Source organism: Janthinobacterium sp. TB1-E2 (assembly GCF_036885605.1).
In the GTDB taxonomy this organism is placed as follows: domain Bacteria; phylum Pseudomonadota; class Gammaproteobacteria; order Burkholderiales; family Burkholderiaceae_D; genus Janthinobacterium; species Janthinobacterium aestuarii.
Window position 1 is genome coordinate 3559381 of sequence record NZ_CP142523.1, and the last position, 19383, is coordinate 3578763.

General features: G+C 63.8%; 21 protein-coding genes. 15 read left to right on the forward strand and 6 right to left on the reverse strand.

What is annotated here, in order from left to right; genetic code table 11:
• Positions 1 to 184 precede the first annotated feature (184 nt).
• The 4 genes from lodA (at position 185) to OPV09_RS15780 (ending at position 5313) form a co-directional block, all read left to right on the forward strand.
• Positions 185 to 2395: a CTQ-dependent lysine 6-oxidase LodA gene (gene lodA, locus OPV09_RS15765; protein ID WP_338678729.1), complete on the forward strand. Its 2211-nt coding sequence runs from the start codon at positions 185 to 187 to the stop codon at positions 2393 to 2395.
• Positions 2392 to 3507: a tryptophan 7-halogenase gene (locus OPV09_RS15770; protein WP_338678730.1), complete on the forward strand. Its 1116-nt coding sequence runs from the start codon at positions 2392 to 2394 to the stop codon at positions 3505 to 3507. The genes lodA and OPV09_RS15770 overlap by 4 nt, the downstream gene beginning before the upstream one ends.
• 245 nt (positions 3508 to 3752) lie before the next feature.
• The gene (locus tag OPV09_RS15775) at positions 3753 to 4526 is read left to right on the forward strand and encodes a ferredoxin--NADP reductase (protein WP_034748152.1); all 774 of its coding nucleotides are present in this window, start codon (positions 3753 to 3755) and stop codon (positions 4524 to 4526) included.
• 211 nt (positions 4527 to 4737) lie between these two features.
• Positions 4738 to 5313, forward strand: a complete 576-nt coding sequence (locus OPV09_RS15780; protein WP_338678731.1) for a type 1 glutamine amidotransferase family protein — start codon at positions 4738 to 4740, stop codon at positions 5311 to 5313.
• Here OPV09_RS15780 and OPV09_RS15785 read toward each other — a convergent pair.
• The 3 genes from OPV09_RS15785 to OPV09_RS15795 form a co-directional block, all read right to left on the reverse strand.
• On the reverse strand, positions 5310 to 6755 hold the full coding sequence (locus OPV09_RS15785) for a serine hydrolase domain-containing protein (RefSeq protein ID WP_338678732.1): 1446 nt from the start codon (positions 6753 to 6755) through the stop codon (positions 5310 to 5312). The genes OPV09_RS15780 and OPV09_RS15785 overlap by 4 nt on opposite strands.
• An 85-nt stretch (positions 6756 to 6840) precedes the next feature.
• Positions 6841 to 7170, reverse strand: coding sequence for an immunity protein Imm33 domain-containing protein (locus tag OPV09_RS15790; RefSeq protein ID WP_338678733.1), 330 nt, complete (start codon positions 7168 to 7170; stop codon positions 6841 to 6843).
• Between the two features lie 7 nt (positions 7171 to 7177).
• On the reverse strand, positions 7178 to 7561 hold the full coding sequence (locus tag OPV09_RS15795; RefSeq protein ID WP_338678734.1) for a hypothetical protein: 384 nt from the start codon (positions 7559 to 7561) through the stop codon (positions 7178 to 7180).
• A gap of 299 nt (positions 7562 to 7860) precedes the next feature.
• On the opposite strand from OPV09_RS15795, the gene OPV09_RS15800 reads away from it, so the two are divergent.
• The 11 genes from OPV09_RS15800 (at position 7861) to OPV09_RS15850 (ending at position 15258) form a co-directional block, all read left to right on the forward strand.
• The gene (locus OPV09_RS15800; protein ID WP_070302394.1) at positions 7861 to 8049 is read left to right on the forward strand and encodes a hypothetical protein; all 189 of its coding nucleotides are present in this window, start codon (positions 7861 to 7863) and stop codon (positions 8047 to 8049) included.
• 224 nt (positions 8050 to 8273) lie between these two features.
• Positions 8274 to 8468 (forward strand): hypothetical protein, encoded by a 195-nt coding sequence (locus OPV09_RS15805; RefSeq protein WP_034748139.1) that lies wholly within the window; start codon positions 8274 to 8276, stop codon positions 8466 to 8468.
• A 66-nt stretch (positions 8469 to 8534) separates the two neighbouring features.
• The gene (locus tag OPV09_RS15810; RefSeq protein WP_338678735.1) at positions 8535 to 9548 is read left to right on the forward strand and encodes an ATP-grasp domain-containing protein; all 1014 of its coding nucleotides are present in this window, start codon (positions 8535 to 8537) and stop codon (positions 9546 to 9548) included.
• Positions 9530 to 10396 (forward strand): SDH family Clp fold serine proteinase, encoded by an 867-nt coding sequence (locus tag OPV09_RS15815; RefSeq protein WP_338678736.1) that lies wholly within the window; start codon positions 9530 to 9532, stop codon positions 10394 to 10396. Before OPV09_RS15810 ends, OPV09_RS15815 begins: the two co-directional genes overlap by 19 nt.
• The gene (locus OPV09_RS15820; protein ID WP_338678737.1) at positions 10390 to 10905 is read left to right on the forward strand and encodes a MauE/DoxX family redox-associated membrane protein; all 516 of its coding nucleotides are present in this window, start codon (positions 10390 to 10392) and stop codon (positions 10903 to 10905) included. The genes OPV09_RS15815 and OPV09_RS15820 overlap by 7 nt, the downstream gene beginning before the upstream one ends.
• The gene (locus OPV09_RS15825) at positions 10905 to 11459 is read left to right on the forward strand and encodes a redoxin domain-containing protein (RefSeq protein WP_219329026.1); all 555 of its coding nucleotides are present in this window, start codon (positions 10905 to 10907) and stop codon (positions 11457 to 11459) included. The genes OPV09_RS15820 and OPV09_RS15825 overlap by 1 nt, the downstream gene beginning before the upstream one ends.
• The gene (locus tag OPV09_RS15830) at positions 11456 to 13228 is read left to right on the forward strand and encodes an ABC transporter ATP-binding protein (protein WP_338678738.1); all 1773 of its coding nucleotides are present in this window, start codon (positions 11456 to 11458) and stop codon (positions 13226 to 13228) included. Before OPV09_RS15825 ends, OPV09_RS15830 begins: the two co-directional genes overlap by 4 nt.
• A 10-nt stretch (positions 13229 to 13238) precedes the next feature.
• Complete coding sequence (locus tag OPV09_RS15835) at positions 13239 to 13640, forward strand: GFA family protein (protein ID WP_034748607.1); 402 nt, start codon at positions 13239 to 13241, stop codon at positions 13638 to 13640.
• Between the two features lie 160 nt (positions 13641 to 13800).
• Positions 13801 to 14115 (forward strand): hypothetical protein, encoded by a 315-nt coding sequence (locus tag OPV09_RS15840; protein ID WP_051990946.1) that lies wholly within the window; start codon positions 13801 to 13803, stop codon positions 14113 to 14115.
• Between the two features lie 33 nt (positions 14116 to 14148).
• Positions 14149 to 14955 (forward strand): OBAP family protein, encoded by an 807-nt coding sequence (locus tag OPV09_RS15845; protein WP_081368026.1) that lies wholly within the window; start codon positions 14149 to 14151, stop codon positions 14953 to 14955.
• A gap of 54 nt (positions 14956 to 15009) precedes the next feature.
• Positions 15010 to 15258, forward strand: a complete 249-nt coding sequence (locus OPV09_RS15850; protein ID WP_010398340.1) for a DUF3297 family protein — start codon at positions 15010 to 15012, stop codon at positions 15256 to 15258.
• A gap of 65 nt (positions 15259 to 15323) precedes the next feature.
• On the opposite strand, the gene OPV09_RS15855 is transcribed toward OPV09_RS15850, so the two are convergent.
• From OPV09_RS15855 to OPV09_RS15865, 3 genes are read right to left on the reverse strand one after another with little or no spacing between them, the layout of a single operon-like run.
• The gene (locus OPV09_RS15855) at positions 15324 to 16175 is read right to left on the reverse strand and encodes a DNA-binding domain-containing protein (protein WP_072453582.1); all 852 of its coding nucleotides are present in this window, start codon (positions 16173 to 16175) and stop codon (positions 15324 to 15326) included.
• Positions 16165 to 17094 carry a DUF692 domain-containing protein gene (locus OPV09_RS15860; RefSeq protein WP_072453581.1) on the reverse strand — a complete coding sequence of 310 codons (930 nt, stop codon included), beginning with the start codon at positions 17092 to 17094 and terminating at the stop codon, positions 16165 to 16167. The genes OPV09_RS15855 and OPV09_RS15860 overlap by 11 nt, the downstream gene beginning before the upstream one ends.
• Positions 17094 to 19118 carry a ferritin-like domain-containing protein gene (locus OPV09_RS15865; RefSeq protein WP_072453580.1) on the reverse strand — a complete coding sequence of 675 codons (2025 nt, stop codon included), beginning with the start codon at positions 19116 to 19118 and terminating at the stop codon, positions 17094 to 17096. Before OPV09_RS15865 ends, OPV09_RS15860 begins: the two co-directional genes overlap by 1 nt.
• Positions 19119 to 19383: the final 265 nt, after the last annotated feature.

Here is a 19383-nt window from a genome sequence, read left to right on the forward strand (position 1 = left end):
GCTCCGTTACGCCTGCGCGTGCCAGGAAATTTCCGAATCGTTGACTTGAGCGGTATCAGAGTGCCGGTAAATATTGTTGAGCAGTGACAATGGGTGACTTTTTTGTCAATTTTTCTCTGTATCTTTCCCCGTAGCTGCCGCCAGATATGCCACCAGGATTGCCAACCTTTCAGGGGAAAACTTGATGAATAGCACGGAACAGTACTCGATACATCCATCGATCGGCGTTGCCCGCGTGGGCAACAGCCATGATTCGTTTTATCTGGCGCCGGAAACGATCGGCGGGCTGCCGATCGAAGTCGACAGCAACAACGATCCGCTGCTTGTTGATGGCAAGCCGGTCCGCGTTGCCCAATTCAAGGATGCGGCCGGCCGCGTGCGGCGCCAGGCAGCCAGCTTCCGCATCTACAAGTCCGTGGCGGGACGTCCCGGCGAAAAAGTCCTCGTCGACCTGCAGGACCCGAACATTGCCAAGATCGAGTGGACGGTGCACGTGGCAAACAAGAAGGCAGCGTGGTGGAACTTCATTCCCCTGCTGGGCGACCTGATGTTCGGCCCATACAACAGCTATGAAACCTGGGAAAAGACGCCGCCCGCCTGGAATCTGACGCCCACGTCCTGGACCAATCTGCGCAATGACACCGTCAAGGGAGATGAGGCACGGCAAAAACTGATCGTCGATCCGGGACCGCGCACACTCGATGCGCCGCTGGGCAAGGCCCATTTCGACAAGGATGGCGCCGGTTCCTATGCGCACGTGTCCTTCCCCGATCCGCACGCCATCACGCAAGGCTATCCGGTGCGCACGCTCGGTGAAATGCGCACGGATTCACGCGGCAACCTGCTGGTGATCGGCGCCTATGGCCGCGCGGGCGGCTCCGAAAGCATCACGGGCTTTGGCGGCGGCGATACGTGGAATGACGACGTGGGCGATGGCCCCGTCAGCGCGACCATCCATTTCACGGATGGCAGCCCGTCCGTGGAACTGAAAGCGTGGGTGGTTATCGGCTCGCCGAAGTTCGCGCCCGAGCTGGTGAATATTTCCACCTGGGATGACGTCGTGGCCGACATGGCCATCAAATACAAGAACGCGCTGCCCGAGGCCTACGACACGGCCCGCTGGAGCGGCAGCGATGGCTGGAACCCCGACTACGTCGTCAATTACGGGCAGGACATTCAGCCCTTCCTCGCCAGGATAGGCGATTACCAGTGGGTGGCGACGGTGCCGTCGATGACGGCCTTCATCCGTCCCAACTTCGACGTGGCCGATGCGTCGGAAGCGAACCGGCCGCAGCGCGAAAAATTCTTCAGCTATTTCAGGAAGCCGTCGGCCATCCAGCCCGGCACGGAGGAACAGGCGCCCGGATTCACCGGTGGCCAGGGCGGACAATTGTTCAGCGAAGCCACCACGGAGAACCCCGCCGCCGGCATTCCTCTCGTGCCCTTGAATTCGGGCAGCAATTCCGTGCGCAACAACGTCATCAGCAAGTTTTCCGTACTGACGGATACACAATACTTTGCCCTGCAGCAATGGGCGGCCGGCAAATTCGCCGCCGATGCGCCGGGCCTGGCCTTGCCCGGCATCGACCCGCTCGATCAGGCGGCCATCGGCAATTGCGTGGGCGAACCCATGTGCCCCGGCATCGAAGTGACGTGGAGCGTGCGCAATCCCATCATCTATGCGAAACCGTACGCCATCCTGCACCGCGTGGATGCCGATTACGCAAAAAACGGCCTGTCGGCGGGCCGCGACGAGTGCGAACCGCTGGACTGGAACGACCCGACCGTCGGCACCGGCTGCGAACCGGGCGACCTGACCAAGCGCATGGCCATCCCGTGGCAGGCCGACTTCTATGACTGTTCCGTGCAGATGATCAACTTCGACAATCCGGACCTCGTCAAGAATCCCGACACGCTCATCCCCGTACCGCCCACCTATTACGCCTACTGGTGGCCGCCGCAAAGCCCGTGGAACGTGATCAATGGCGCCACCACCAAGGAAGAACAGGCGCTTGCCGGCGTGCCGGCCGGCATGCAGGTGATGTACAGCCGCGGCATGAACAGTTTTTCGCAGATGATCAGCTCATGGCACTACCTCGGTTTCATCGTGAACCAGAACCAGGATGCCGAGTCGGGCCGCCAGTACCCGTATTTTGTGGAAAAGGAGCGCAATCACGCCAAGTTCGTGGCCGCCAGCGTCGGGGTCGGCAATGCCAGCAGCTTCATCACGGGCGACGATTCGAACTACCTGCCCGCGTGGTTCCTCAAGGACGAGGATCCGCAGACGGCGCCCGAGAAGGCATCGCAACTGTTTGCCAGCGGCGGCGCGCAAGTGGCCGTGCACGACACGCCGAAGAAAATCCAGCCTGCCAACCGGCGCCGGTTTTCCCATTGAGTGTCACGCCAAGCACGTCGTCATCGCGCGACTACGACGTCGTCATTGTCGGCGGCGGTGCCGCCGGCACTGCCGCCGCCCTGACCCTGGCCCGCTACACGGGCTTGCGCATCGCCTTGCTGGAAAAGCAGCTGTTCGACGATTACCGGGCCGGCGAAACGGTATCGTCGTCCATCTTTTCGATGCTGGACTTCCTGGGCGTCGGCCGCGACCTGCTGGACGGCGCCCAGCTGCCCGCGTTTTCCCATGCGGCCGCGTGGGGCAGCGCGGAGCTGATGTCGCGCGAGGCCGTCTTCAGCAGCCACGGCCACGGCTTGCACCTGGACCGCCGACAATATGACGCCATCCTGCTCGAACAGGCGCGCCTGGCGGGCGTGGCGTTGCTGCGTCCGGCGCAACTGGTACAGCTCGAACACGGCGACCCGTGGCGTCTGCGCGTGGCGAGCGAGGGGCAGGAAACGGACCTGACGGCCCGCTACCTGATCGATTGCAGCGGCAAGCAGGCGGCCATCGTGCGCCAGCGCAAGCGTCCGATCCACACGGAAGACTCGCTGGTGGCGCTGTACGCCTATTATCAGCTGGACGAGCCGCAATTCCTGCCGCACCGCACCCTGGTGGAAACGACGGAACATGGCTGGTATTACGCCGCGCCCCTGCCGGGCGAGCGCGTGGCGCTGGCCTTCATCACGGATGCCGACATCCTCAAGCGCCTGCGGCTGAAGGAAGCGGCGCCCTGGCGCGAGGCCGGCATGGGCACGCGCCATGTGGGCGATATCCTCGCGCGCCTGCCCCCGCCGAGCGCGCTGCGCCATTACGCCATCCACAGCCGGGTGGCGTCGCTGCCGGCCGATGAAAACTGGACGGCGGCGGGCGACGCGGCCGCCTGCTTCGACCCGATCTCGTCGCTGGGCATCGGCCAGGCCATGGCTTCCGGCATCCATGCGGCGCGGGTGGCGGAAGCGTTCCTGGCCGACGAGCGGGGCATGGCGGCCGGTTACCGGCGCAGCGTCTTCGCCGCGTTTGAAACCTATCTGCAGATGCGGCGCGGCTTCTACGGCGCCGAGCAGCGCTGGCGCGATGCGCCGTTCTGGCAGCGCCGGGCCGCGTCTTGACGCGCCCTGCAAAAAACTGAGCCAGGTCAAGAGAGCGCATGTCCACGGCCCGTTTCCGGGCCAATTCCAGCCCCGCCTTGCCATTCGCACTATAATGTTGGCACCGTGTGCGGCAGCATTGGCGGCGATAGACGGTAACAATTTCGTGTGGAGGCCGGTACAATAGCGTCTGGGCCTACACAGGGTTTCACTTTTGCCAGCAGTTGCCAGCAACTAACCATTTTTTTGACCAGCCAACAAATACTATGAGTTCGATGAATGAAGAGCGCGTTTTAAGCGTGCACCACTGGACGGATACCCTGTTCTCCTTTACCACCACGCGCGACCCGTCGCTGCGTTTCTCGAATGGCCATTTCACCATGATCGGCCTGCGCGTCGACGGCAAGCCATTGCTGCGCGCCTACAGTATCGCCAGCGCCAATTACGAAGACCATCTGGAATTTTTCAGCATCAAGGTGCCGGGCGGTCCATTGACGTCGCGTTTGCAGCATTTGCAAGTGGGCGACACCGTCATCGTCGGCCGCAAGCCGACGGGTACCCTGGTGTCCGATTACCTGCTGCCAGGCAAGCGCCTGTACATGCTGTCGACGGGTACGGGCCTGGCGCCTTTCCTCAGCATCGTGCGCGATCCGGACATCTACGAGCGTTTCGACCAGCTGATCCTCGTGCACGGCGTGCGCCAGGTCGATGAACTGGCTTACCACGACTTGCTGGAAGAGCATTTGCCCAAGCATGAGTTCCTGGGCGAAATGGTCAGCGACAAGCTGCGCTACTATCCGACCGTGACGCGCGAAGACTTCCGCAACATGGGCCGCATCACGGAACTGATCGAAAACGGCAAGCTGGCCGAAGACCTGGGCGTGCCGGCATTGAACCCTGCCGAAGACCGCGTGATGATCTGCGGCAGCTCGGACATGCTGCGCGACCTGAAGGAAATGCTGGAAGCGCGTGGCTTCAAGGAAGGCAATACCTCGACGCCTGGCGACTTCGTTGTCGAGCGCGCGTTCGCCGAGAAGTAATCGGCAGCAAACTCGTAGCAAATACAGGGGCCCGGCCCCGCCGCTTCCCGCGGCGGCGCCGGGCTTTTTCATTGCAACTTGTGCCATCAACTTGTGCCATCATTTCCTGCGCGCTCCTGACAGAAATTGTCAGTACTTTTTATTATGATTTCGGCACCCGCTGGCTAGCAAGCCAGTACTATTGATATCTCCATCTGCGACAGGACTTTTCATGACACGTGCCATCACCATTCTGACCGAGAACTTTGCCGATTGGGAAACCGCCCTGCTCAATTCCACGGCGCGGCTGTACTACGGCTTTTACACGCAGTTCGCCACGCCGGGCGGCTTGCCCGTCACCTCGTCCGGCGGCATGCTGGTCACGCCGCAACTGGCGCTCGAAGAAATCGTGCTCGACGAACTCGACTTGCTGATGGTGTGTGGCGGCAGCTTCTGGCAAAGCGGCAAGGCGCCCGACCTGGGCCCGCTGCTGCGCGCGGCCCGCGATAAGGGCGTGGTGCTGGCCGGCATTTGCGACGGCACGCGCGTGCTGGCGCAGGCTGGCGTGCTCGACATCGTGCGCCACACCTCGAATTCGGCCGAGAACCTGATGGATACAGGCTATGCGGGCGCGGCCCTGTACCAGGACGTGCCGTGGGCCGTGGCCGACCAGCGCGTCATCACGGCACCGGGCACGGCGCCTGTCACCTTCACCAGGGAAGTCTTGCGCGCCCTGGGCATCGCCGATGACAACCTGGCCGCTTACCTGGCCATGCACGGGGCCGAGCACGGCCAGGCAGCCCGCTAATTGGCACCCAGCACGCGCAGGCGCGCCACGGCGTGCGTGTTGCCCGGGTCCAGTTCCAGCGAACGGCGGTAATGCGTGACGGCCAGCGCCGTGGCGCCGTCCGCCTCGTACGCTTCGGCCAGGCTGTCGTGGCCATTCGCCCCTTGCGGGTACAGTTGCACACCCAGCTGGAAGACGGCCACGGCCTGTTTCGGCTGCTGCCGCCCCAGCAGGCGGTAGCCCCAGGCGTTCAAGTCGTCTTCCGTGGGTTCCGGCAAGCCGTGCTGGCGCAGGATGGCCGCCAGTTTCTTGTCCAGCCCGTCGAAACCGGCGCTGGCCGCCTGCTTGCGCAGCAAGTGCGCGGCATACGCGCCGCCGCGCTGCTGGCGCAGGGCGGGAAGATAGAAGCCGGCGACGGTATCGATCAGCTGTTCCGGCTGGCCGCCGGCCAGGTTGCTGAGGATAATGACGGCCAGGCCATCGTTCGGATACACATAAAAGGCCGAGCGGCCACCGCCGATGCCGGCCACGGCGCGGTGGCCATCGCGGCCGATGGTGGGCCAGCCCAGCGCCCACGGCGCCGGCTTGCCGTCATTCAAGCTGGTCGGCTGCCACAGCCGCTCCACACCGGCGGGCGCCAGCAAGCGTCCCGACTGCAGCGCGATGAGCCAGTTGGCCAGTTCGCCCGCATTGCTGTTGATGCCGGCCCCGGCGCGCATGAACACGGGAAAGTCTTCGATCACGTTGCGGTAGCCCTTGCCGCCCCGTTCCAGCACGTAGGAACTGGCCTTGTTGGCGACCACATCCTTCGCGTCGCCAAAGCCGCTGTGCCGCATGCCCGCCACGTCGAACTGCCGGCGCTGGATAAAAGTAGTAAAGGGCTGGCCGCCTAGCCGCTCGACCAAATGCGCCAGCAAGACGTAATTGGTCTGGTTGTAGCGGTAGCGCTGGCCAGGCGGAGCTTCCACGGCCAGTGCCTGCACGGCGGTCCACGCCGCATCGGCATCGTCCGGCTGCGGCCCCACGAGCTTGCCGCTACGCTGGTCCAGCACGTCGGGCAAGCCCGAGGTATGGTTGAGTAATTGGGTCACCGTCACGGCTTGCCAGGCGACAGGCAAGTCTGTCAGGTACTGGCCGACCGGTGCGGCCAGGTCGATCTTGCCCTCTTGCACCAGCTGCATCACGGCCACGCCCGCAAACGCTTTCGTTGCCGAGTTGATGGAAAACAGGCTCGTGTCCGTCACGGGCACCTCGTATTGCAGACTGGCCAGGCCGAAGTTGCGCTTCAACACAACCTTGCCATGCTGTATCACGGCCAGTTGCAAACCGGGAATCTGGCGCTCCTGCATTTCGCTGCGCACGAAGGCGGCAACATCGTGTTCAGCGAGGGACGCCTGCGCATGGCTGGCGGGAACGGCGGCAAGCGCCATGACGAGCAGGACGGATGGCAGGCATGGCTTCACGATGCGGCTTTCGGCAAGAGAAAACGGAACTGCAGCATCCCATACCTATTTGTCAACGTCAACGATAATCTTGCCAGTAAGAAAGTTACTCGTCCAGCCACACATCCTCGTACCCTTCCCGGTCGAGAATGAACTTGGCACCGCTGGGCAAGGCCAGGTAATCGACCACCTGCGGCAGCATCTCGTGCAGGTGTTCCGCATGCAGGGGCTGGTAAAAGCCGCTGGCGTCGTCGTGTTCACCGCAATGGATAAACCAGCTGATCGTGCCATTTTCCGGCAGCTCGATGCGCGTGCCGTAGATGGGCGACTGCGCCAGGCTGCCGATGGCCAGGGCCACCATGGGTTCGGGCGCTTGCGCCGGCAGGCCGAATTTGTCGCAGATGCGCTGCTGTTTTTCGCTGATCAGTTCAGTCATAGGGTCTTCAGGATCCGATATATTGGTAGTGGAGGCGCAGCGCGCCATCGTGACCGGACATTTCCAGGTGCAGGATCGCTTCGCCCGGCTTGCCATCGGCCAGCAGCCGGCACTCCAGGCCCAGCGCTCCAGCGTCGGTGGCATACACGTCGACGCCGGGACGACCACCCTTGCCCGGCACGAAGGCTTGCGCCAGCGGCGGCAGGGACAATGCTTGGCTCGCCGCAAAATAGCTGTCGAGCATCTCGAAGACCTCGTCGGCCACGGCCGGCGACAGGCCCCAGTCGCGTTGCAGCGCAACAGGATCGCGCCCGTCGAGCGTCTGCACGAAGGCCGCGGCTTGCGCATATGCCAGCTGACGCAGGCTGTCGGTAACTGCCATTTCCATCATGTGGCTCCTGCCTTGTCCATTCAACAGGCGCCATTATAGTGCGTGGCCGCGCGCCTAGGCTATCCGTTTGCCATCCATAATCAAACGGCTTTCCGCTCATTTAAAATTCCATGCTTATTGTTTATCGCACTGCAATAATATAAATGGACCGCGTGATATTTTGTGAGTATTCCTAAAAGATAATCTCGAATACGATTGATTTTCAATTGACGCTTATTTATTTCGGCGCTAATATCGAATGGCCATATACCATGGCATACAGCGCAAGCAGTACTTAACCATCACAAGAGGATAGTACAATGCAAAATCAAACCAAATTGTTCGCATTCAAACTGGCTGAAAAACAGGTACAGAAACAGGCGGCGCCCGCCACCGCCTGGAAAGTGCGCGACGGCGTCGCCGTGGCCGGTTGCACCGCCGTGGGCACGAATGATCAATATCGTGACTCTTCCCGCCTCAGGCCGAACGACAGCGGCCAGTATTGCTGATCTTCGCAGCACCCTGGAACCTCGCCCTTGGCGGGGTTTTATTCCAATCCCGACTTGATGAATTGGCGCCAATTGCGGCGCAGTATATTTCTGCGCGCGGCATTCATAATAAATACCAACATTAACTGATTCTTTATCGACGAAGAATTTTAAAATCCGGCATTTAAAAACCGGCGCCACTGGATACTCAATAAGCGGCACTTAACCACGACAAGAGGATGACAATGCAAAAACAGAATCAAACCAAGCTGTTTGCTTTCAAACTGGCGGAGAAAGAAGCAGACAAGGAAGTCAAGCAACCATGGCAGGTGCGCGATGGCGTAGCCGTGGCCGGCTGCACGTATTACGGCGATCCGGAAGATTACAATCTGCGCGACAGTTCGCGTTTTTCCCCAAACGATACGGGCGTGTATTGCTGATACCCTAGCCAACTGAAGGCCTTGCCACGGCAAGGCCTTTTACTTTCCTTCCCCGCAGGCCCCTGAATGCATAAAAAGGTATTGATTATCAGCCATAGCGGCGATCTGCACGCCGACCTGGTCGAAGCCATCCTCGCCGAGCGCGGCCATACCCCCTTCCGTATCGATCTCGACGCCTTTCCCCGCGATTACCAGCTGTGCCAGCGCCTGCTGGACGGCCGCGCCAGCGCGCGCCTGCGCCGCTTGCCCGATGGCGACTGGATAGATTTGCAGCAAGTGGGCGCCGTCTGGCTGCGCAAACCGGCCGACTATGCCTACGCCAGCGCCGACCTGACGCCGCAGGAACGCGCCTACGCCCAGCTGGAAACGGAGCAAGCGATCTTCAGCGTGCTGTACAGTCTCGATTGCTACTGGCTCAGCCATCCGCTGGCCCTGCGCGGCGCCCAATGGAAAGGTGAACAGCTGGCGCGGGCCGCGCGCATGGGTTTTCGCGTGCCCGCCACCGTGATTACCAACGTACCCGACGACGTGCGCGCTTTCCGCGCCACCGTCGGCGGCCCCATCATTTTCAAATCCATGTCCACGCCCAGCCTGGCTGCCGAAGCCGTCGAGGACGTTGACAGGGTCAGCGCCGGCATCGGCACCACCATTGTCGACGATGCCATGCTGGACAGCCTGGACGCGGTCAGCGAACTGAGCTGCCAGTTCCAGGAATATATCGCCAAGCAATACGAACTGCGCATCACCGTGATCGGCAAGCAACTGTTTGCCGCGCGTCTGTATTCCCAGGATGATGCGCGCACGGCCATCGATTCGCGCGATATGTCAGCCCCCATCCGCTATGAAGCATGCACCTTGCCAGCGGAAATACAGCAGCGCTGCCTCGCTTTCGTGCACAGCTATGGCCTCGAGTATGGCGCGCTCGATCTCATCGTCACGCCCGACGGCGAGTACGTTTTCCTGGAAAACAACCCTGTTGGTCAATTTTTGTATGTGCAACAACTGGTGCCTGCCTTGACCATGCTGGAAAGCGTGGCCACAACCCTGATCGAAGGAGCCGTATGCCGCAGCCAGACCTGAGCCAGATCCCTCTCCGGCTACGCGAACTGGAGCAGGCGCGCGACAGCCGCGCCATCGTCCTGGCCGCCTCGCACCTGGACATGGAGCTGCTGCCCGCCCTGTACGAGCTGTGCCAAGGCATCGGGTCCGTGGCGCGCCTCGACGTGGTGCTGCACAGCCGTGGCGGCATCGTCAACGCGGCGCGGCGCATCGCCCTTCTGCTGCGCCAGCATGCGCGCCACCTGAGCTTTATCGTGCCCTTCCACTGCCAGTCGGCCGCCACCCTGCTGACCCTGGGCGCCGATGAGATCATCGCCAGCGACCTGGCCCTGTTCTCGCCCATCGACCCGCAGCTCGATGGCGCCGACGGCGGCTCCATGTCCAGCCTGGACATCAAGGTCTTCGGCGACATGGCGCAGCAGTGGTTCGGCGTGGATGCCAGCGAGGCGCGCCAGCAATCGCTGTCCTTGCTGTGCGGCAGCATCTTTCCCCCTTCCCTGACGGCTTTTTACCGCACCACCCTGGAGCTGGCGCAGATCGGCGAGGAATTGCTGGCCTGGCAATTGCCTGATGCCACACCCGAGGCCCGGCGCGCCATCGTCGCACAACTGGTGACGGGCTACCACTCGCACAACTATGCCTTGACGCGCGAGGAATTGGCCAAGCTGGGCTTAAACATGGCGCGCGATGCCCACGCCGAACGGCTGGGCTGGGCCATCTCGACGCAATTGCAGGCGAGCATAGGCGGCGCCTTGCGCAGCGCGCCCGACGAGCCGTGGAACGATGCCCTGCTGGCGTCGCGCGACGGCGTGCAGCTGCGGCGCCAGCGTCCGGGCGGCTTTGCGCCGCTGTGGAGCACGCAATGCTGACAGCACTCCCCTTTTTGTCCGATATCGCACGCTATGTCATCGCCTTGCTGTTGCTGGCGGCCAGCGTGGGCAAGCTGCGCAGCTACGGGGAATTTCGCCGCAACCTGGCCACCTCGTTCGGCGTGGCGCCCGCTGTAGCCACTGTTGCCGCACCGGCCCTGGTGGCGGCGGAACTGCTGCTGGCCGGCTGGCTGCTGGCGGGCGGCACGCAGCTGCCCATGCTGCTGTCACTGCTGCTGCTGAGTACCCTCACGGCCGTCCTGGCCTGGCGCTACTTTACGCACAGCGTGGTGCGCTGCAGCTGCTTTGGCGAAGCGGCGCGGCCCGTCTCGCAATACGACCTGCTGCGCAACGTGCTGGCGGTCGGCATCAACGGCGCCTATTTCGCATCCGAGCAGACGGCATCCTTGCCCGTCGCCACCTCGGTCCTGGCCGCCGGACTGGCGGCCATCGTCTGCGTGGCCGTGATTTCCCTGCACGACATCGCCACGTTGGCAAAGGCAGGCTGATGGATGATACGACCTTGCAACTTGTGCTGGCAGCGCTGGCCTTTGCCGTCGCCGGCAATATCTGGCTGACCCTGGCCGTGCTGCGCGCCAGCCGCCGCGAACGCATCGCGCCCACGGCGCTGGTGCCGGGCGAGCCCTTGCCGGCAGTGCAAGCCCGTCCCCTGGCTGGCGGCGCGCGTTTCCAGCCGGGTGCCGCGGGCCAGGCGGCCGTGCTGCTGTTTTTGGCCAGCCGTTGTCCGAAATGCGCGGAAAAGCTGGCTGGTATCGAACAGCTGCTGCCGCTGGCGCGGGACGCCGGCCTGGCCCTGTGGCTGATCAGTGAAGAACCGGCCCGCCGGCTGCGCGCCTTTTTGCCCAGTAGCATCTTGCGGGAAGCCACGGCGCGGCTGACGCTACGCGATTACCGGTGCGTGAACCCGCTGATGAGTTCGCCTTCCTATGTGTTCGTCAATCACGAGGGCACGGTGGAAGCGGCCGGCCTGATCGGCGATGAAGACTGGCTGGCCCTGGCCGAACAATTGAACGCCGAACCGTCGCAGGAGCGCGCCGCATGAACCATGTAAACATCGGCCCCCATCTGGAACGCCTGCGCCTGCTGTACCCGGTGCGCTGGCGCATCGCCGCCGGCCTGCTGTGCATGGCCCTCACCGTGGGTGCGCAGCTGGCCTTTCCGCAAGCCATCGCGTATTTCATCGATAACGTGGCGGAACTGACGCGGCGCGGCGTCACGCCGGGCATGGTGGGCGCCATGCTGGCCTTCAGCCTGCTGTATGCGCTGGCCTCTGCCGCCCGCTTCTATCTGCTGCAATCGGGCGGCCACATGATCGTCATGGGCGTGCGCCGGCGCCTGTTCGACGTGGTAATCAACCAGCCCATCGCCTTTTTCGACAAGCACCATGGCGGCGAGCTGAACAGCCGACTCACGTCCGACGTGTCGGCCCTGCATGAAAGCCTGACGATCGGCGCGGCCAATGCCTTGCGCTCGCTGTGTGTCTTTTTGGGCGGCATCGCCATGCTGCTGCATCTGTCGCCCATGTTGAGCTTGCCGCTGGCCCTGTTCATTCCCATCAGCCTGTATCTGGGCAAGTTATCAGGCAGTAATTACCGGCAGCGCGCGCGGGCCATTTCCGCCACCCTGGCCGCCAGCGGCAAGGTGGCGCAGGAATACTTTGCCCATGCGCGCCTGGTGCAGGCGTTCAACCAGCAAGGCGGCGCCATGGCCCGCTACGCGCAAGCGATGCGCGAGCTGCTGGGCGTGTCCTTGGCCGGCACGCGGCTGCTGGCCGTGTTCCAGGGCGCGCAAGGCTTGCTCGCCTTCGTTGCCCTGCTGACCACCTTGTGCTTCGGCGCCCACCTGATCGGCCAGGGCCGCTTGAGCGTGGGCGAGCTGACGGCCTTCGTCATCTATGCCAGCATGGTAACGGACACGGCCGGCTCCATCAGCGAATTCTGGAACACGTGGATGCGCACAATGGGCTCGACCGACCGCATCTTCGAGATCCTGCGCAGCCACCGCGCCGTGCCCGAGGCGGCGCCGCAGCCGCCGCTGGCCGGCCATATCGCGCTGCGCGACGTACGTTTTTCCTACCCCGAACGCACGCAGGTGACGGCCCTCGACGGCGTCAGCCTGTCCATCCGCGCGGGCGAAAAAATCGCCCTCGTCGGCGCTTCGGGCGCGGGCAAGTCCACCATCGCCAGCCTGGTGCTGGGCCACTATCAGATAGACGCGGGCAGCCTGCAGTTCGACGGCATCGATGCGCACGTGCTGGGCGTAACGCAGCTGCGGCGCCAGATGGCCGTGGTGGAGCAGGAACCGGCCCTGTTTTCCGGCAGCATCGCCGACAATATCGCCTTTGCCGTGCCGGACCGGGTAGTGGCGCGCGAAGCGATGGTGGCGGCGGCGCGCCTGGCGCATGCCCATGATTTCATTGCGGCCTTTCCGGACGGCTACGAGACCCTCGTGGGCGAACGGGGCGTGCAATTGTCCGGCGGACAGAAGCAGCGCATCGCGATTGCCCGCGCCATCCTGCGCGCGCCGAAAATCCTCATCCTGGACGAAGCGACGAGCGCGCTCGACGCCGCCAGCGAACAGCAGGTGCAGCTCGCGCTCGATACCCTGATGCAAGGATGCACCACCATCATCATCGCCCACCGCTTTTCGACGATTGTGAAAGCGGACCGCATCATCGTCATGGACAAGGGCAGGATTTGCCAGCAAGGCACGCACGCCGAGCTGCTGCGCGCGGGCGGCCAGTATGCGCGGTTGATGCAGCAGCAGCTGTCGCAATTCCAGCAGTTGCATGACAGTACGGCAACCCTGTAAAGTGGGCCAGATGAAAAAAACCTACCATGGCAGTTGCCACTGCGGCGCCGTGCGCTTTGCGGCCGAGATCGACCTGGCGGCCCCCAGCCTGCGCTGCAACTGTTCCTACTGCCTGAAAATCCGCTGCTGGGCCAGCCTGGTCCCGCCCGCGGATTTTCGCCTGCTGGCCGGTGAAGGCGAGCTGAGCGAATACCGTTTCGGCGCTCGCCGCGAGCGCCATTATTTTTGCCGCCATTGCGGCGTGCGCCCGTTTGGCTGCGGCGATTCGCCCCGCAGCGGCCCGTTCGTCGGCATCGGCGTCAACTGCCTCGATGACGCCTCGGCGGCCGAACTGGCGCAAGTGCCCGTCACCTTTGTCGATGGCCGGCATGACGAGTGGAATGCGCCGCCGCAGGAAACGCGGCATCTCTAGTAGCAATCTAGAAATGGTTGTCATCCACCACGGAGTTTTCCTACGTGGCGACAAGTCGTGTCCCTATGGCTAAGCCCGACGCAGGCAGCGAGAATGGTCTCAACGGTGCAGCCAATGTTGAACCGGATGATTACGCAAACCAACCATAGGGGACATGACCATGACTTCGAACAGCAACGACAAATCGGGCGGCCAATCGGACAAACAGCAATCGGGCCAATCGGGCAGCCAGCAGTCGGACAAACAGTCCGGCACCCGCCAATCGTCGGGCGGCACCCAGGGCGGCACGCACGAGCAGCATGTCGAGGCGGGCCGCCAAAGCCACAAGAATGACGGCGACAAGCAATCGGGCTCGCAGCAATCGGGCCAACAGTCGGGCCAGCAATCGGGTTCCGGCACCGGCACGCGCGGCGGCACGCATGAGCAGCACGTGGAAGCGGGACGTCAAAGCCACAAGAATGACGACAAATCCTGATCCCGGGGACATGGCCAGAGGCGCCTTCTCAACATGAAAGCACTGACGGCCATGCTGTGCGCCGGGCTGGCCATGGGCCTTGCCGCCTGCGGCGCCAGGAATACGGCATCAAACGTGGAGGCTCCGGGCGCACCGGCCGGGGTCTCCACGCGCGTGCTGGACGCGGGTGCCGACGCATTGCAAGCGCGGCCGCCGATTGCGGCGCTGAACGCCTATCTTGACGGTTTTCATTTCTACAATGGCAATCTGCGCGGCCAGATGGAAGCGCACCATTATTGCGCCATCGTCAATGAAGAGCTGATCCAGTGCGTGATCTACGATGGCAATGTCAAGGATGCCAAGCTGATGGGCGTCGAATACATCGTCAGCGCCAGGCTGTACGAAGGTTTGCCCGCGGCGGAAAAAGCGCTGTGGCACAGCCATGTGCATGAAGTCAAATCAGGCCAGCTGATCGCCCCCGGCATTCCCGCCGTGGCCGAGAAGGCCTTGATGCAAAAACTCGTCGCCACGTATGGCAAGACCTGGCATACCTGGCACACGGATGTACACAAGACCTTGCCCTTGGGCGTGCCGCAACTGATGATGGGATTCACAAACGATGGCCAGGCCGACGCCGCCATGGTTGCCGCGCGCGACCGCCGTTTCCGCATCGATTCGGCCGAAAAACGCCGCCAGCGGGCCGATATCCCCGCGCCAGCCATCATGGACGGTGCCGATGCCTGGCAGCACGGCACGACCATTCAGCTGGCCGACCCGACGGGAACGCAGCACGGTTCCTCATCACTACCGTCACCCTCCACGCACACGGCCGAACCCGCCATTTCGCGTCCGGCCAGATAGCCAGCACGCGAAAGGCCGTTGTCTGTAACCGCATTCTGGGCGATAATGACGGCCATGAACGATACCACCACCTTACCCCCATTGCCCGATCGCCTGTCGATCGACCCTAGCAGCCCTTATCACGTTGCAGCCGTGTTCGAGAACGACGTCGGCATCCGCTTCAACGACAAGGAACGTCTTGACGTGGAAGAATATTGCATCAGCGAACGCTGGATCAAGGTCGCTTCCACCAAGTCGCTCGACCGCCGCGGCCGTCCGCTGCAGATCAAGCTCAAGGGCAAAGTCGAAGCGTTTTACCGTTAGGCAATACTTGTACTGACCATCGAGGCCGATTTTCATCGGCCTTTTTTGCGTGCGCCGCCGTCCGCTCACGCTTCGGTGGTGACCAGCCCCGCCGCGGCCGCCATTGGCAGCCACAGCATCGTGTCGGCCAGCACTTCGTCCGGTGCCCTGCCACTGGACTGCGCCGCCTGCCGCGCGCATTGCGCCAGCGGCGCGCCGTCGGCCAGCGCTTGCAGGCAGTAGAACTGCCACGGCGGCAACTCCTGCATGGCAAGCCTGTAATGCAGGCGCGAGATGGCGACAAAGGCGGGAGCGGCCACGGGCTGGGCCGGCACGGCGCCGTCGGGCGCCGCTTGCGCCTGCTGCCAGAAAGCACACAGGGGGAACGACAGGGCCAGCAGCCGCGTGCACGGCGCCAGGCGCCAGACCGGCGCCATTCCCAGCATCAATTCCAAGCCGGAAGGCAGCAGGGATGGCGCCAGTTTTTCCAGCCCCGGCGCCCTGCCGGCCTCGCTGCGCGCCCGCTCCAGCTGCGCCAGTTCGACGGCAAAGCGCAAGGCGTCTCCCTGTGCCCCGGCGCCGCGCTGGCTGGCGGCGAGAAAGTCCGCGAAGCCGCCGCCCAGGTCATACAAGGTGGGCGAAGCGGACGGGTGGCGCCACACATAGGCGCGGGCAAAGAACGCGAACAGCTCGTCGCCCATGACCTTGCGCAAGACGGGATAGTCGGCCTGCAGGCATTCGAGCAGGCGCTGCACGTAGCCGTCCGCATGGATGTGCAGCGGCGCCGGCCCGCCCCGCGCCCGTTTTAGCACTTGCTCCTGCGTCAGGCCGTGGCGCTCGCTGGCCAGCTGCGCGCCGTGCACGGCGCCGCCGGGCGCCGTCATGGCCGTCAGGAACCACGCCTGCAATTGCGCCAGCGGCGCGCCATTACCGTGCATGGGCCGCCTCCAGGTGAAAGCCCAGCGGCGTGGAGACGGCGGCGGCAACCTTGGCTGGCGCGGCGTCCGTAAATTCGCCCCGCACCGCCGCGCGCGCCTTGTCCAGTTCAAGCAGCAGTTGCGGATACGGGGGAATCTCCGCATCCCATTCCAGCAGGGCCGACACGCCGCCCGTCAGCTGCTGCGCCAGCGCGTACAGGCGCCAGACGGCGGCCGGCACGGGCGCATCGTGGGTATCGATCAGCATCGCGCCGCAGACGGTCGGCCCGGCCAGGTGGATCTGCACGATGTGGTCGTGCGGCAGCTGGCGGATGTAGGCGGCCGCGTCATAGCCGTGGTTATGCGCACTGACGTGAACATTATTGACGTCGAGCAATAGCCCGCAGCCCGTGTCCTCGGCCAGGCGCCCCAGGAATTCCCATTCCGGCATGCTGGACTGGGCAAACTCCACGTAGGTGCTGGGGTTTTCCAGGATCAGGGGCCGGCCGAGGAATTCCTGCACCTGCCGCACGCGCGCGCCCACGTGGCGCAGGCTGGCCTCGTCCAGCGGCAGCGGCAGCAGGTCGTGGCTGTTGAGCGAGGCGGCGCCCGTCCAGCACAGGTGGTCGGAAATCCACATGGGCCGGATCTCGGCGGCCAGCTGGCGCAGCTTGCGCAGGTAGGCCAGGCTTAGGGGATCGCTGCTGCCGATCGACAGCGACACGCCATGCATGACGATGGGCACCTGCGCCGCCACCTGCTCGAGCACGTGGCGCGCATAGCCGTGGTTGTCGATGAAATTTTCGCTGATGATCTCGAACCAGTCCACCTGCGGCCCGTGGCGCAGGATGTGCTCGTAGTGCGGCGGGCGCAGCCCCACGCCCAGGCCCAGGTTCGGCAAGCCCAGGCGCGGCCGCGCCTCGTGCAGGATGCCCCGCATCAGGTCGACGGCGGCAAGGCCAGGCGCAGGTCGGTGGGCGCCGGCGGCGCTCCCACCGGCGTGCCGCGCGCCGCCATCACCTTGCCGTAGGCTTCCCAGGCCTTGTCGTAGACGTTGTCGCCCAGCGTAAAGCTCATGGTCTGGCCCAGCGGCTTGCTGCGGTGCTCGGGCGCGGGGCCGAAATCGTACAGGGTCATGGTGGCGGGCTCGGGCGGTTCCTTGCCCGTGGTGTTCGGATACAGCTGCGAGGCCGAAATCGGCACGGCGCAGCCGCCGAAGCTCGCGCATTTGTTGTCGCTGGGCGCGCTGTAGACTTTATCGTCCGCCGGTGGAGGTGGCGGCACATAGCACGGCGTGCCCGGCGACGCGGCGGCCTTGACCGAATGGCCGCAGGACGAGCCGCCCGTGTCGGCCTGGGCAAAGCCGCAGCCGCCTTGGGCGTGGCAGCCGTTGGAGCCGCGGCACGTATGGTAGACGGCCAGCGCGGCGCAGGTGGACGACGCTTCGCCCTCGAGGTGCATGCCCTGGCAGGCGTGGTACAGCACGCTCTTGTCGGCCAGCGGCACACCCGTCGCCAGGTTCGGCGCCTGGCCCAGCACGGCCCAGCAGATGGCCATGCGGTCGCCCGCGCCCACCATCGACGGATACGGGAAGTCCAGTTGCTGGTTCAGCCAGTACTGGTCCAGCACGGAAGTGATGCCGTAGATGGCGCCCGTTGCCACCGTGCTCAGCATTCCCAAGGTGCCGCTGGTATCCTTCAGGCGGTTCAGGGCGCCCGCCACGTCGGCCGGCGCGGGGATGTTCTTCGGTGCGGTGGCCGGATTGTAGCGTTCGTTGGTCAGCATGGCTTCGCTCCAGCGCTGGCCGTCCCTGTGCCAGCCGGCCCAGGTCTTCACGGGCAGCATGGACTTGACTTGGCCGAAGCGCTCGTAATGATCGAACGGGGCGCTGTCGTGGCGCGCCTGCGCGTCGCGCGATTCGGCGTCCTTGCCGTTGTTCGCGTAGGACGGGTAATCGCACTGCAAAGCGGCCAGGTCTTCGCGGTAGTCGGGCTGCACGGCCATCAGGCGCTGCGCCGCGTCGCGCCGGTAGCGCTGGATGGCCGCTTCGCTGCCCTCGCCCTGGTCCGTGATGGCCGCCATCATGTCGATGGCCTTGTTGAACGAGCCCGTCTGGCCGCTATCCTGGTCCTGCGGGCCGAAGCAGGTGTCGAAGCAGGGAAATTCCGCCCGCGCATGGCCCTGGACCCGGCTGTTGAACATGTCTTGCTGCACCGAGCCGTTGACGAACAGTTTTTGCCACAGGGTCTGGCCATCCGTGTATTCGATGCTGATGTAGCGCGCATAGCATTCGTACATGTAGCCGATGGTGCCGAACAGGGGCAGATCGTGCACGTGCTTGCCCGGCGTCCAGCCCGGCAGGGGCACTTCCGGGAAGTATTTCGTGTGGTCCTGGCTGTCGAACTCGGCCAGTTGCGCGCGGGCCTGCTGTTCCGGTTGCTCGATGGCGAGGAACAGGTCGCACTGGTTGTCGTTCAGTTCTTCCAGGTTGACGCGCACGTGGCGATAGCCGGATGTGTCCTGCAAGTCGACGATGTGCGGGATCACGGTGCAGTGCTCGCCGTAGCAGGTCCAGCCATGTTCCTGCGATTGCAGCTCCGACCCCGTGAAGCATGGCGCCGTACCGATGGCCGTGGCCAGGTTGGCAGCCATCTGCAGGTGCAGCATTTCCTGGATGAAGACGCTGAAGATGATATTGAAGGCTTTCTGCTCGGCCAGTTCGGGACGGGCTGTCGTGCCCATGCCCGGCCACTGGCGGCCTTCGTAATACGTGATGCCTTTCGAGTTGATCTGGTGCGTGCCCTGGATCGAATACATGGTGGCCATGTACAGGGGAATGGTGAACAGTTCCACGCTGACGGCCGCCTGGGCGATGGCGCGCACGGCCGCCGTATCGGTGGCCAGCATGTCGAGCGGACGGTTGCTGATGGCGGGCTGGGTGCTTCCTAAAACGGGCATTTTCATTCTGTCTCTCCACAGGAAGGATGCGTTTCGGATATCGGGCCGCACCGCGCCATCTGCGCGCGCTGATTACGGCAAGAAATCATACGCCTGGGAAAGATACTTTTGCGGCAAGATTTATGCGCTGATCAAGGGTCAATGCAGACCGCCTTACACCGTGAAAATAGGCGTTTTCAGCGCCCATTCGATGACAATTGAATAGAATCGGCAAAAGCTGTGCGTGTATAAGCGCCGCACCGGCAGGCGCCGGCGCGTGGCTTGCATGGTG

Excerpts from the sequence above, each read along its gene's own strand:
- OPV09_RS15855 (WP_072453582.1), bottom strand. The coding sequence starts at position 16,175 with ATGCACGGTAATGGCGCGCCGCTGGCGCAATTGCAGGCGTGGTTCCTG.
- OPV09_RS15780 (WP_338678731.1), top strand. The coding sequence starts at position 4,738 with ATGACACGTGCCATCACCATTCTGACCGAGAACTTTGCCGATTGGGAA.
- OPV09_RS15820 (WP_338678737.1), top strand. The coding sequence starts at position 10,390 with ATGCTGACAGCACTCCCCTTTTTGTCCGATATCGCACGCTATGTCATC.
- OPV09_RS15840 (WP_051990946.1), top strand. The coding sequence starts at position 13,801 with ATGACTTCGAACAGCAACGACAAATCGGGCGGCCAATCGGACAAACAG.
- OPV09_RS15860 (WP_072453581.1), bottom strand. The coding sequence starts at position 17,094 with ATGCGGGGCATCCTGCACGAGGCGCGGCCGCGCCTGGGCTTGCCGAAC.
- OPV09_RS15865 (WP_072453580.1), bottom strand. The coding sequence starts at position 19,118 with ATGAAAATGCCCGTTTTAGGAAGCACCCAGCCCGCCATCAGCAACCGT.
- OPV09_RS15790 (WP_338678733.1), bottom strand. The coding sequence starts at position 7,170 with ATGACTGAACTGATCAGCGAAAAACAGCAGCGCATCTGCGACAAATTC.
- OPV09_RS15810 (WP_338678735.1), top strand. The coding sequence starts at position 8,535 with ATGCATAAAAAGGTATTGATTATCAGCCATAGCGGCGATCTGCACGCC.
- OPV09_RS15835 (WP_034748607.1), top strand. The coding sequence starts at position 13,239 with ATGAAAAAAACCTACCATGGCAGTTGCCACTGCGGCGCCGTGCGCTTT.
- lodA (WP_338678729.1), top strand. The coding sequence starts at position 185 with ATGAATAGCACGGAACAGTACTCGATACATCCATCGATCGGCGTTGCC.
- OPV09_RS15800 (WP_070302394.1), top strand. The coding sequence starts at position 7,861 with ATGCAAAATCAAACCAAATTGTTCGCATTCAAACTGGCTGAAAAACAG.
- OPV09_RS15795 (WP_338678734.1), bottom strand. The coding sequence starts at position 7,561 with ATGATGGAAATGGCAGTTACCGACAGCCTGCGTCAGCTGGCATATGCG.
- OPV09_RS15775 (WP_034748152.1), top strand. The coding sequence starts at position 3,753 with ATGAGTTCGATGAATGAAGAGCGCGTTTTAAGCGTGCACCACTGGACG.
- OPV09_RS15845 (WP_081368026.1), top strand. The coding sequence starts at position 14,149 with ATGAAAGCACTGACGGCCATGCTGTGCGCCGGGCTGGCCATGGGCCTT.
- OPV09_RS15815 (WP_338678736.1), top strand. The coding sequence starts at position 9,530 with ATGCCGCAGCCAGACCTGAGCCAGATCCCTCTCCGGCTACGCGAACTG.
- OPV09_RS15805 (WP_034748139.1), top strand. The coding sequence starts at position 8,274 with ATGCAAAAACAGAATCAAACCAAGCTGTTTGCTTTCAAACTGGCGGAG.
- OPV09_RS15850 (WP_010398340.1), top strand. The coding sequence starts at position 15,010 with ATGAACGATACCACCACCTTACCCCCATTGCCCGATCGCCTGTCGATC.
- OPV09_RS15825 (WP_219329026.1), top strand. The coding sequence starts at position 10,905 with ATGGATGATACGACCTTGCAACTTGTGCTGGCAGCGCTGGCCTTTGCC.
- OPV09_RS15830 (WP_338678738.1), top strand. The coding sequence starts at position 11,456 with ATGAACCATGTAAACATCGGCCCCCATCTGGAACGCCTGCGCCTGCTG.